Genomic DNA, 13,778 nt, shown 5'->3' with positions numbered 1-13,778 from the left:
TATTTGCGGATTACTTTTTATCCTTTATATTAAAGTAGTAACCAATTTTATATAAATCAAATAATAAAAGGTTTGGATTGTTACTACAAAGGTTATTAATTATTTTCAGTCTAAATTTTAAGTACAGCTTAATGACAATACCTTTTAGTCCGTATTGTTGAATCATTTTAGCATACCGAAGGAGTTTAATTTTATCATATAAGGCGTTGGAATATTTATTATCAAGCAAAATCTGAACCAAGTTTTCAATAGCTTGTTCAGTTTTATTTAAATATTCAATATTTGAGTCAATGCCAATGTGAATAGCAGGATTGTCAATGTGTTTAATTTTAACACTGTTGATATCTAATTCGATGCCAAAAAGAGTATCTTCATGACCATATTTCGTTATATTTTCATTAAAGGAATATTGATAAAATACTTCAGTTTTCACAACAAAGTTATTGGAAGTAAAGGATGTATATTTATTCCTTTCTCTCACTGAAACAGAGCGGTCTTCTCTCATGGTTCCTGATTTCCATCTTAAAGTTTTATTTGGAGATGGACATATGTTGGGATGTAGAGTGCCTCCACAAATAACCTCGCTACCTTTATCGATATTATTCATGTAAGTTTTTACAAAATTAGGTTTAATATCAGAATCACAGTCTAAAAAAAGGATGTAATTAAATATACTTCGCTTAGCCAAAAGGTTTCTAATTGCTGACCTCCCAACGTTTTCTTTTAATTCGATATAGTTAACCTTGTAATCGTTTTTAATGGTTTTATTTATTAGCTTATAATCATTACTAGAGCCATCATCCATCACTATTATTTCCGCTTTTTGAGAGATGTCTTTTAGTTGTGCGCATAATTTGCCAACTAAAGTTGTAACATCGTAATTATAAACAGGAATGCAAATGGATAACATGTTAGAATAATATTGTATTAAATTGCTTTAGTCTTTTCCTCTAACCAATTTTTCAACTCTTCATTAAGCAAAGGAGAAAGCTTGTCAAAAACCATCTTGTGATAACTATTTAACCAATCTTTTTCTTCATGATTTAATAAAGAAACCTCAATAGAATCTATATCAATAGGGCAGAGGGTTAAAGTTTCAAACTTTAGGAAATCACCGAATTGTGTTGTGTCTGCTTCGGTTGTTAGAATTAAATTCTCGATTCTAATACCATACTCACCTGTTCTATACAACCCAGGTTCATTGGATGTTATCATACCATTTTTAAATAGTACTCCATTATCATCAGGTCTTATACTTTGAGGACCTTCGTGCACATTTAAAAAACAGCCAACTCCATGTCCTGTACCATGGCCATAATTTAAGCCTTTAGACCATAGTGGTTTTCTAGCCAATATGTCTAAGTGAACTCCTCTGGTACCCACCGGAAAATAAGTTGTATCCAAGGCAATATTACCTTTTAATACCATCGTGAAGTCTACTTTCTGTTGTTCTGTAGGATTACCTAAATGAATAGTACGTGTAATATCCGTGGTACCTTCTAAATATTGACCTCCTGAATCAACAAGGTAAAAGTTGTCAGGAGTTAATTTAACGTCAGTTTCTTTATTCACCGTATAGTGAACAATAGCACCGTGCTCAGCAAATCCAGAAATAGTTCCGAATGATTCACCTACAAAATTATCACCTTCAGATCTAAACTTTTTTAGTTTTTTTGATGCTGATAATTCACTAACATTTCCTTCAGATACATTTACTTCGAGCCAATGTAAAAACTTAACCATAGCTACACCATCTTTTACCATGGCTGTTCTAAAACCTTCTTGTTCCGTTGGGTTTTTTATGCCTTTTAATTCACGAACAATGCTATCTTCCTCAATTTTAATAATTTCTCTTGGTATTAATGAAAATATCTTGGCATTGGTTGTGGATGAGTCAAAAACTAAACCAGATTCAACAGGCATGTCTTTTACCCATTTAAAAATATCTGAATACAGATGTATTGAAATATCATCTTTAGCCAATTCTTTACCAATGTTAGCTGTTATTTTATGAGTGTCTATAAATAAATAAACGGCATCAAGTGATATGATTAAGTAAGCGTGAAAAACTGGGTTATATGCCACATCATTGCCTCTTAAATTTAAGGTCCAGGCAATTTCATCTAATGCAGTTATAATATAATGCGATGCATCAAGATCGCGCATTCTTTTTCGAATACTTTCTACTTTCTCATTACGGCTTAATCCGGCATATTTTGTTTCATGAACAAATATACTGTTGTCAGGAATTGGCGGTCTACCTTCCCATATCTCATCCAATAAAGTCTGGTTTGGATCAATGGTAATACCATAATGTTTATATTTTTTTGAAAGCTTTCTAGCGTCATCAATTGAGAAAACCTCTCCTTCAAAAGCTATTGTACTTCCTGGGTTTAACCTTTCTGCAATCCAATCAGCGTAATCTGGGGTTTCAGGTTCGGAAGCTTTAAACAACTCAATATCACTACCAGTTAATTCTTCTTCGGCTTGCAAATAATATCTACTATCCGTCCATAAACCTGCTTCTTCAGCAAGTACAACTACAGTTCCTGCCGATCCAGTAAAACCAGAAATAAACTCTCTTTTTTTCCAATGAGCCGCAGTGTATTCACTCATATGAGGATCACTACCTGGAATTATAAAAGCATCAATGCCCAATGAGAGCATTTTGGTACGAAGTAAAAATACTTTATCTGCAGTTGACATATTGTTGAGTTTTGGGATTATTTAAATTCAATAGACTCGTTACGGTTAAAGATAATAACTTTTGTTTTGGAACTAGCATCATTACCAACTTCTCCTGAAATTGAAACGTTTTCCAGATCTTTAATAATTTGAATGTTTTCTGATTTAGGATGTGTAAATGAACCGTTTATAACTTCCCCATTAATAGAGTATGAAGAAGCTGAGTTCAAATGAATTTCTGTTAATGTTTGGTTATTATTTACAACCAGTTCACTAAAATATGCATCCGAATCCTGAATATTTAAACTTCCATTTTTACATTCAAAAAATCCTTTAGTGGAGAAATAGTGAAGTTTAATAATGCTATTGTCAGACTTAAGTTTAATACTATCCAGCTTATTAATTTCAAGATTATCTACCATAGACTCTCCTTGATAATGATATATGGTATTGAAATTTAATAGGCTATATTCAGTTATTGCAGAAATATACTTACCTTTTATAATATCTATATTAGAATTACTAATATTTAAGTTTGCCGTTCCTAAATGATTAATTTTTCCTTTACAATGTATAATTTTTAATTGGTTAGGGATAGAATCATTTATTTGATTGATATTTTTAATGTTTAAGTTACAATATCCAATATTTGCATCAACACCACCTTCTACTTCTCCAATATTAACATCCCCGTGTTCATTGTCAATTCTTAGAGCCAGTTTTTTGGGGTAAAAGATATTGTAGCTGATTTTATAAGGAATCGTTCTGTTGAATTCTTTTATAAAAGTAGTTTTTACCTGTAGGGTATTCCCGTATCTAACTTTCTTAACATAAACCTCTTCAAGCATCTCTTTAGAAATGTTGGGTTTGGTAGATATTATTTCAATGCTTGTTTCTACACTGATGGAATCTTTATCCCAGTTTAACAGATTTATTTGAGCATGTTTTGCTCTAATATCTAACCTTTTTATATCTCCTAACGGAAATACTTCGAAAGTATAATCTTTAAAATCAGTTGTTAATCGAGTTTGCCCAGAAATTGGTAAAACTGAATACATTAAAATGATTGTTAATATAATTGATTTAAGCATTTGTTATTTGTGTTATGAATGCACCAAAAATAGATAAAATGTGGAGTTTCGAAAAATTTTAGTCCCTCAATAAAAAGTAAAATAAATTATATCTACTTTAATATTTTATCTAGTTTGTTGGATTATCATCTTTAGTTTTTTCAGTATTAATTTGTTGTCCACTAGCGCCAGAGCTTGTTTTAATAGGAGCTAAGCCAAATTTCTTAATAAAACGATTTAAACGGCTCGCTGGTGCTTGTATAAAAGTAAAACCTCCTGACTTAGCTTTTCGTTCATCCGATTTTAAATTTAATACCGTTGAATTGTACGCTTCTATTGAAGATAAAGTATACATCATTTTTGATTTATAGCTAAAGTAGAACCAAGTTGATTTATCAAAACTTAAAAATAAGTCGATAGAGTTACCACTTCGTTTCTTAACAATTTCAGCTTTGATATCTACTTTTTTGTTGAGTACTTGATTATTAACCATAGATAGGTCAGCCGTACCATCAGCAATATACATATGGTACTTTCCATCAAAAATAAAATCGATATTACTAAATAAAAACATATTATTCATGGTTTCATTTAGTTCCTCAATTAATTGTATTGATTGACACTCTTTAGTAAGCTTTTTAGATTCTTTAAGGCCGACTAGTTCTGCCGCGCGTTTTTGGAATAATTCATTGGATACATTACTTTCTCTAGCAGAAGATGCTAAAATAGCACTGGTCATTTGCTCAGTAGCTACTTCATTAAAAAAGAAATCAATTCCTAACATTGAAGTAAGGGTTATTTTTTCTTTTTTAGGATCATCGATAATTGTGCCTGAGTTTAGAAGTTTAACCTGACCAAGATCCATTCCCATATCCATTTTACCTTCAGCAAGAACAGTACAGTTTGTATTAGAATACCTAAATAGCACCCCTGTTGTATCTGGGTTTTCAATTCTATGAAGATCAGTTATTTCAAAGGCATTCTGTTTATCGTTGAAGTATAGATATTCTCCAGCAGTAATCATTGGTATATCGCTGTAATCCTTTCTGCTAGTCAAGAAGGTCGAATACAGGTGGGATGAATCTTTTGTGATATAAAAGTCTCTATATATCTTTTTTCGTTCGTAATTAACTGGTTCTACTCCAATAGGAATCCTAACTTTATGAGGATCGATCGTTGCATTAAAATAAGTAAAAGTCTGAGGTCCACCTGAACATTGGTGAAGCATTTGTGCACCTCCATCAAAGTTTAAATGTTTTTCGGTAGAGGTAAGTTTTGCTTTCCCCTTAAATGTAAAGTTTTTATCAAACGTAAATAAATCTTCACCAATTATTGTTCCTTCTGCCGTGGTTTTAACGTCATCATTTAAACCAATATCATTAAACTGGATGGTGAATTTTTTACCGTTACCATTGATATAATCATACTCTCCATAACCCGAATAATCAAATTTACCTGCTATTTTTAAATGGGAATTATAGATAGTGTGAGATAAACTTGTATCAGCTGTTAAAACTATAACAGCACTGTCCAGTGGTGCCATATCTGCATCTTCGCGAATGATTACATTTCCATTGCTAAGTATAATATTCGCATCAGCTACTTTAATCTCCTTTACTTCTTCTGCATAGATAACTTTGTTTTCTACATCGTAACGGGCTAGTGGTACTCTAAACTCTAGAGAATCTTGTCTTTTATGTGTTGAAACAAATCGGTTACCTTCCGAACCACGAGCTCCCATAAAGATGTCATTTTTATCCATATCCCATGAGAATTCACTAATGTACGAAACATATCTATTATCGGTAAAGTTAACCTCACTACCTCCAGTTTTAGAGCGGAACTTACCTTGGCGCTCTTCAAAGTCAATTTGAGAAACCAGGTTGGTTGTATTGAAGGATACAGCATCTTCCATATCTGCACTTACCAAATTAAAGTCAGATGAATCAGCTAACAAGATATGGCCACCAAAAGTCATGTCAGGTGATTTTATATTGGCTTTTTCCATATAAAAAGTTCCTTTTCCAGTTGCCCCGTATGGGCCTATTACAATCTGACCTTCTAGCTGAGCCTCACTGTTATACATCGTGAAAGATTCTTCCTGAGAATTTGAAATCAACTTATCACTATATGGTAGGTAGGAGATATGATTATATTTGCCTTGTGCATCTGGATATTCTGTTCCTTCTTCGCTTTTTTGAACAGTGAACTCATGAGCCTGCCCTCTAGTCTCTTCAGGTAAAAATAATAAGTTTTCGGATTTAGAAGTTGAAGAAAGGTAGTTTAATGTACCAGAACCTCTAAGACCTTTATTGCTTAAATCAATATCGTTGGTGAATTTTGCTCTGTGATCATAAATATCATATCCAGTTTCTGGTGTTTTCCTTTTAAAACCAAGAGAGTAGTCTTTTCTTACCGTTAAGTTCTCTTCAAACGTTGGAAAGATATTAGATACGAATGTTCCCGAAAAGTCGAAGTTTTTAGCCGTTAATTTACTAATGCTATCCATACTAAACGTATCTAGTTTAAAATAGAATTTTTCGCGGGCGTACTGTCCTCCCTGTACTTCGGGTTTGTCGTAATACACAAATGACTCCTTAGAACTATGTAAGATAGGGTATTCACTATAAAAATCTTTACCAGATTTGTTATCTGGCTGATCAATTTTTAAGCTACCAGATAAATTTTCAATGGCATTATTTACATAAGTGAGTTTAGGTTGGCCAAAATAATCTAGCTCACCGGTTTGCACCTTCATTCTAACCGAATCGATATTTTTCATATCGATCAGAAAGTTTTCGTAGTTAAATTTAAAACCATCGCCATATAAATTAAGCATACCAGCATTAATGGCGCCATCAAAAACAAAGTTTCTATTTTTCTTTAATAATAGATGCTCATTGCGAGGGAAGAAAACTACATTTTGATTATCAGAAATAGATATCTGTTGTACACCGTTTATATCAATATCGTAGTTTAATAAGTCAATTTGTGCATTGGCTAATCCACCAGGAGTATGAGATACGAATCTAATAACATCATAATCCTTTTTACCTAATCTAAAGGACAAGTAGTCATTAAGCCTGTCCGTTATTTGAATCATATCTGTGTTTACATTGTAATTCACAAACCCATAAAAAGACAGTTGTATGACTTGTTGACGTATCTGATTTTCTGGCAAGCCCATCATACCTGCATATTCTTTAGCACTGAATGGTCTCCCGTGAAAATATTTAGAGCAGTTTCTTAAACCTTGAAGTGGGTGGATGGCATCCATTCCTTGCAGTTGGTTATAAAAGCTTTCTCTGAAATAACTTAATGATTCAAACTCACCATGGTTTTCAGCAGCACCAGAAACCATTTTTAAGTCCATCAACAAACTGTTTAGTTTCCAGGTTAATAGCTCGATGTCCATACTAACATTATGGTAGGTGTTAAAATAAGGACTTAAAGCTAATCCTTCGCCATTTCTAATTAGATGAAGTTCGTTTTCATCTACCATTAATTTAAAAATAAGACCTGGGTGGTAAATATAGTCCTGATCCATTCTAAATTTCACTTCAGTATCACTACTAAGTATCTGATCTTTACGTAAAGCAAAATAAAGTGATTTCGCTGTTAAAAAGGCGGTGTCGTTACGAAAGATGGTTATAGTAGCTGGGTTTTCGTGCGTTCCAGATCCTAAGAACTTAGCTCCATTTTGAGAAAAGCCTCCTTCGTAATTTATATCAGGATGAATATTGTCTAATTTAAAGCGTTGTTCTACAGATAAAAATTGTGGATAAGTAGAACTTTCGGGCGATTTAATATTCATTACTTTGTGCCTTAACTTACCTTTTAATGGATGATCAAAATAGATAGTGTTATAAAACTGAACAGAGTCAATTTCGATATATGATTGTTTAAGCGGTAACCTATAAGCTCCAAATGTTGCGTTTACTTGAGCAGGATCAAAGCCAGACCTTTCCCAAGTGATTTTACCTTTATCACCCTCCCAAATGTTGGTGGCGTAATTAAAGGTTCCTTTCGAATCAAAAATTTGAATACTATCGTTTTTAGAATAGCAAGTTAGTTTTAAAGAAGGAAACGTTGCTATCAATTCCTTGTTGATGTATTTTAAGGTCCAGTTACTATTGTCTGATTTCCATTTGTTGGAAGGGGTAGAGTATATTATTTTATCCGTAATTAAATTAGTGGTTATTTTTAAATAGGAGTTTAATTTTCGGAGTTGATACCTAGGTTTAGTTGCTAAATCAACTACTGAGTTATTCCATGCTTCAAACGATGGTTTAGCAATATCAGCAGTTAAATAAGTCCTTGCACAGTTAAGGTAGGTTTCGTAGTCTGGAATTGGACGGGCTTTCTTTTTGGCCAGATGATTACAATTTGTGATAATCAATAGCTTATCTTCCTCTGTATTGTCAGCAGAATACCAAAATGTGCTTAATTCTTCAATGTAGCTTTTAGCATGTTTTTTATCTGCAATAGATTTAAAGAGTTCTTCCATTTTTGGGATGAACTCTTCTGTGTTGTCTGTAAATACTTGAGATGGGCTTTGAGAAAAAGCACTGATATTTATAAAGTATAAAATAAATAGAGTAAAAGTTATTCTCATTGCTTGCGTTTTAATTAGTCAATGTATACGCAATGGCCACCCAATTGTTATCTTCCTTAAGGTGTTTTTTTACCAAGTTATTAACATTGCATACTTTATCAATTTTTTCGATGTCGCTTTGGTAAAAACCACTTAAAAGTAGGGTGCCTCCAGGCTTTAGAACTTTAGTGTACTTACTAATATCTTGCAACAAAATATTACGATTTATATTGGCAAAAATTACATCATAAATCTCATCTCCGAATAAAGACGCATCTCCACAAGCAATTTCCATGTTTGTGATATGATTCATTTTTACATTTTCTATAGCATTATTGTAGGCCCATTCTTCAATATCAATACCCATTACCTTTTGTGCACCTCTTTGTGATGCTAATATACCAAGTATACCTGTGCCGCAACCCATATCTAATACCGATTTATTGTTAAAGTCGATATTTAAAATATGCTTTACCATTAAACCTGTAGTTTCGTGGTGACCAGAACCAAAAGCCATTTTTGGTTCAATTAATATGTGGTATTCTGCTTTAGGAATATCAGTATGGGTAGGGCTATGAATAACGCATTGGTCGCCAATAATAATGGGATTAAAGAAGTGCTTTTCCCAAGTTTCATTCCAGTTCTGATCAGCTATATTTTCATATTTAAATGAAATAAAATATTCCTCATTGCTAAGTAGCTGAATGCTTTTGATGTTATCCTCATTATAATGTTGGGTTGGGATATATGCATTTATTCCATTGTCCGTTTCTTCAAAGCTGTCAAACTCAAACTGTGCTAATTCGGCAGTTAATATGTCTCTAATAAAGTCGTTAAGCGGCGATATGGTGAAACTTACTTTAGTGTATTCCATTTTTCAATTATTGACCGTATATGAATTTAGCCCAAAAGTATGGAAAAATAACGGTTAATGGAGCAGTGAGCAGTTGAATCTATTCATTGTTTGAATCAAAACTTATATCCTATTAATATATTCAACTAGATGAACTGATTTACTTAATCCCATTTTTTTTCTTAGTCTATACCTAGATGTATTGACACTTTCCATAGAAATACCCAAAAGTTGTGATATCTCCTTACTTGAGAAATTTAACTTAATTAGAGCGCATAGTTTATGATCTTTAGAAGTGAGTTGCGGATGTTGGTTGGATAGGGACTTGTAGAATTCTTGATTAATGGAGGTAAATCTAATATCAAACTCATTCCAATCTTGTTTGCTGTTTATTCTAATCTTATTTAATATATCATCGAGTTTTTTATTACTCATTGATGAAGTTAATTCTGCTATAATCTCTTTTATCTCGAGAAGTAGTTCATCTTTATGAATTAACTGCAGAGCAGAGGAAGTAAGTTCTTTGTTTTTAATTTCTACAATCTCTTTGTTCTTCTCTGAGCTTATTTTTTGCTCTTTGGCAAAGAATAGTTTATCTGTTTTACGTTTGTGTTGTAAGTACCAATAAAAAGCTGCTGCCAATAATAATAGTGAAACTACCGAAATAGAAAGAACACTATTTTTTAAAAACAGTATTTTTTTCTCCTGTTCAAGCTCGTTTAGCTTATTTAATTCTAATAGCTTGGCTTTTTCATCAAGCTCTCGACGGTATTCATCTTTAATTTCTAATATGGTGCTATTACTCTTGCCCCGTGCATCAAAAAGTTGTTCTGTTAGTTCTCTTGATTTTGATTGGTAATCGTAGGCCAGCTTTAACTTTCCCATCTGCACATACAATTCTGCAATGTTTTGATATACCTGAGTTAACATGTTTTTATGGGCGTTATATGTATCAGATATATCAATTGATTTTAAGTAATAGTATTCACTTTTCGTATAATCCCTTTGTTCAAAATATAAGTCTGCTAAATATAAATACAGAATAACCAAATATGGTTTTTCATTAGCAATGAGTATATCTTCAGCTTCAAGTAAAAACTCCTCCGCTTTTTTAGTTTCTTTATTATAGTAGTATATCCTCCCTTGTTCAGCTATTAAAAATGGAAGTTTTGCAGCGGTATTGTATTCAGCTTTTATATTCCAGCAACTATCTAAATAGGATTGAGCTATGTTATAGTTACCCAGTTCTCTATGAAAACTAGCAATTACATAAAAATCATCGATTAAAACAGAACGCTTTAGGTGTTGGATATTGATCAGACTTCTTTGCAGCTCTATTGACTTATTAAAATAACTTTCGGCTTCATTTACTCTGCCGTATAAACCATAAAGAATACCTAAGCCTCTATATATATCACTTACATAGGAAGAGTCATTTATACTTTCAGAATAAATTAAGGCTTCCCAATATCCATCATAAGCCTTGGTGTAGTTGCCTCCTGTAGAATTCAATCTGGAGGTTTTGATTAAGTATTGTATGGCATTTATTGTATCGCCATTTAATAGATGTTGCTTAGTTATCTTAGGTAATTCTATCAGTAAGCTATCATGGTAGGTAGTTTTATGTTGATATAAACTAGAAATGGCATTCGTTATACTTAATGAGTTTTGAGAAGTAACATCTACTGTAATGAAACTGAAAAGTAAATTTAGTAAGAAGTATTTACAAAGGAATAAAAAAAGTGCATGAGAAAATAGACTTCTGTACATGTTGAATATTGCTATGTTTATATATTGGTACTCAAGCAAAGATATGCTAAATATTAAATATCAGCAATATGTGTTGATTGTTAATGTTGTATGTCTATTGAGAGTCTATTGTTTTTAACATTGTGTCTATGAAGTGTTCGTGCAATTCTATTATGAAAGTTTTTATAAGTTGATACTTTAGGAGGTGGATTTATGTAGTAAGTATCGGTAGTGAAATGCTACCTGATTGCAGATGTAATTATAACCTATTAATAATATATTTAGAATGGAAAAAAAGACTAAAGTTATAAGTAAGCTGTTTGGGGTTTGCTTGATAGTAGTATGTACAATAACATCTAATATTAATGCTCAGGAAACAAATATTGTTTTTCTATTTTCGGATGACGCAGGATATCACGATTTTGGTTTTCAAGGAAGTAAAACATTTAAAACACCGCATTTAGACAAGTTAGCTTCAGAAGGCGTAGTTTTTAAACAGGCCTATACAACAGCAGCGGTTTGTGGTCCTTCTCGTGCAGGATTAATAACAGGAAAATATCAGCAACGCTTTGGTATCGAAGAAAATAATGTGCCTGGGTACATGAGTCATTCTTCTAAATTGATGGGTGATGAAATGGGAATGCCTTTAAATGAGAAAACGATTGCCGATTATCTAGATCCATTAGGTTATACTTCTATTATCTTAGGAAAATGGCATCTTGGAAATGCAGATAGGTATCATCCATTGCATCGAGGATTTGATGAGTTTTACGGTTTTAGGGGTGGAGCCAGATCGTTTTTCCCTTTAACACAAAAGCAGGCAGCAGATAAACCTGAAGATAGGATGGAAAGAGGTATTGGTGTGTATGAAGAACCTGAGAAGTATCTGACGGATGCAATTGCTGATGAAGCTTGCGATTTTATGGAAAGAAATCAAAAGAAACCATTTTTTATGTATGTTTCGTTTAATGCCGTTCATACACCAATGCAAGCCACTAAGGAGGATTTAGCACAGGTTGAAGGATTAGGCCTAACTGGTCGCCGTAAAACGTTGGCCGCCATGAATGTAGCTTTAGATAGAGCCTGTGGTAATATTTTGGCAAAACTAAAAGAGCTTGGTTTAGAAGAGAATACCTTGGTAATCTTTTCAAACGATAATGGAGGCCCAGATGGATCAAAGACTTGTAACTATCCATTAAGTGGATGTAAATCCAATCACCTGGAAGGAGGAATTCGAGTTCCTTGTATCATGAAATTACCCAATGTGATAAAGCCAGGAACTCAGTATAATCCTTCTGTAAGTATGTTAGATATGCTTCCTACTTTTGTAAATGTAGCTGGAGGTGATGCAAAAAAGATTAAAGATATCGATGGGGTTGATTTAATTCCATATGTAACTGGTGAAAATAAGTCGGATCCTCATGAATTATTATTTTGGAAAAAAGAAAACAGAGGTGTTGTACGTCAAGGTGATTGGAAAATGTTACGCTATCCAGACAGACCAGCAGAGTTATATAATATTACTAAAGATATTTCGGAGAGTAACAACTTAGCACATAAGCATCCTGAAAAAGTAAGAGAAATGTTTAAATTATTGTGGGAATGGGAAGGTGAGCTGGAGCGACCACTATGGCAATTGAAGCGCCTGTATGAAGTAAATGCCATGGAGAGAATGGATGTAAAAAGAACTCCTGTGTTAGATGAGTTGAATAAATAAAATTAGAAATATAGCCTTTGCCAAATCAATAAATAATGAGTTTTTAAAAACTTAATATTTTAGAAAGTAAACATGAATTTAAACTAGACAATTAAAAACTCCTTTGTATGGTTTTCTTTTACAACCCCACAATCATAAATTATTATGGTTTATTGCTAAGTAATTTAAAACCATACAAAACTGATTAATATGAAACATGTAAGAAATAACCTTATTTCTGGAAAAGAGAGATTCTTTATAGGCATTATGGTATTAGTTCTTTTTATAAACCATAATTTGATGGCTCAGCCATCTGCTCCAGAAGGTAAGGTGTGGAAAGTTGTACCTGAGTTAAGTGATGAATTTGATTTTTGGGATTCTTCTAAATGGGGTAAGTCTCTTTGGAATTATGGTGTTCCTGTTCAAATGAAAGCAGAAAATTCTGGAGTAGCAGAAGGTAATTTATGGATAAAAGCCACATTAGATAAATCGGTATCGCAAGATAAGGATGGTCGTTGGTTTGAGACTTCTAGGGTAATGTCTAAAAAACAAATAAGATTTCCGATGTACACTGAATGTAGAATGAAGACATCTGATATTTCAGCCTTTAGTACATATTGGTTAAACAATGGCAATAGTAATAATAGAGATGAAATAGATATTTGTGAGCATAATTCAAAACCATCTTTTATTGACCAGAAGGATAGGCCGTATACCATGTATTCGCAATATTTTGTTGTGAAAGACGGAGATACCGAAAGGCATCATGGAAACTTTGATAATCGTAAGTTGTCGGATGATAACCCTGCTAAAGGAAAAAAGTGGAATGAAGATTACCAAGTTTTAGGATGTTGGTGGAAAGATGAGCACAATATTCAGTTTTATATTAATGGAGAAGAAGCAGGAAGTGTCCAGTCGAAGCAGGTATTTACTCGTAAGCAAAATATTATTTGGGATCTGTGGACCAGTAAAGATACTTGGACAGGAGGTATAGCTGATAAAAAAGATTTATCTAACGATAATATAAACACCATGTATGTAGATTGGATACATACTTATGAGTTGGTTAAGGATAAGAAATAGTTTGATACAAATTATAAACGAAAAAAAACGCAAGGACATAGATGATTT

The 13,778-nt window shown here is 32.8% G+C and carries 8 protein-coding genes; 2 read left to right on the top strand and 6 right to left on the bottom strand.

Annotated elements, in window-relative coordinates; translation table 11 throughout:
* Positions 1 to 10: 10 nt before the first annotated feature.
* From A8L32_RS16300 to A8L32_RS16275, 6 genes are all read right to left on the bottom strand, one after another.
* Complete coding sequence (locus A8L32_RS16300) at positions 11 to 910, bottom strand: glycosyltransferase family 2 protein (protein ID WP_066631963.1); 900 nt, start codon at positions 908 to 910, stop codon at positions 11 to 13.
* Positions 911 to 927: 17 nt separating this feature from the next.
* Positions 928 to 2,706: an aminopeptidase P family protein gene (locus A8L32_RS16295; protein WP_066631958.1), complete on the bottom strand. Its 1,779-nt coding sequence runs from the start codon at positions 2,704 to 2,706 to the stop codon at positions 928 to 930.
* Between the two features lie 17 nt (positions 2,707 to 2,723).
* Positions 2,724 to 3,743: a hypothetical protein gene (locus A8L32_RS16290; RefSeq protein ID WP_066631957.1), complete on the bottom strand. Its 1,020-nt coding sequence runs from the start codon at positions 3,741 to 3,743 to the stop codon at positions 2,724 to 2,726.
* A 142-nt stretch (positions 3,744 to 3,885) separates the two neighbouring features.
* Complete coding sequence (locus tag A8L32_RS16285) at positions 3,886 to 8,370, bottom strand: hypothetical protein (RefSeq protein WP_066631956.1); 4,485 nt, start codon at positions 8,368 to 8,370, stop codon at positions 3,886 to 3,888.
* 10 nt (positions 8,371 to 8,380) lie between these two features.
* The gene (prmA, locus tag A8L32_RS16280) at positions 8,381 to 9,223 is read right to left on the bottom strand and encodes a 50S ribosomal protein L11 methyltransferase (protein WP_066631954.1); all 843 of its coding nucleotides are present in this window, start codon (positions 9,221 to 9,223) and stop codon (positions 8,381 to 8,383) included.
* A gap of 102 nt (positions 9,224 to 9,325) precedes the next feature.
* Positions 9,326 to 10,972, bottom strand: a complete 1,647-nt coding sequence (locus tag A8L32_RS16275; RefSeq protein ID WP_066631953.1) for a tetratricopeptide repeat protein — start codon at positions 10,970 to 10,972, stop codon at positions 9,326 to 9,328.
* A gap of 265 nt (positions 10,973 to 11,237) precedes the next feature.
* On the opposite strand from A8L32_RS16275, the gene A8L32_RS16270 reads away from it, so the two are divergent.
* Together A8L32_RS16270 and A8L32_RS16265 are read left to right on the top strand one after the other, a co-directional pair.
* On the top strand, positions 11,238 to 12,668 hold the full coding sequence (locus A8L32_RS16270; protein ID WP_066631947.1) for a sulfatase: 1,431 nt from the start codon (positions 11,238 to 11,240) through the stop codon (positions 12,666 to 12,668).
* Positions 12,669 to 12,857: 189 nt separating this feature from the next.
* Positions 12,858 to 13,730, top strand: coding sequence for a LamG domain-containing protein (locus A8L32_RS16265; protein ID WP_066631945.1), 873 nt, complete (start codon positions 12,858 to 12,860; stop codon positions 13,728 to 13,730).
* Positions 13,731 to 13,778 lie beyond the last annotated feature (48 nt).

This window comes from Labilibacter marinus (genome assembly GCF_001659685.2).
GTDB lineage: Bacteria > Bacteroidota > Bacteroidia > Bacteroidales > Marinilabiliaceae > Saccharicrinis > Saccharicrinis marinus.
Note: the sequence above shows the minus strand (reverse complement) of the source record. Positions and strands in the feature narration are given on the sequence as shown.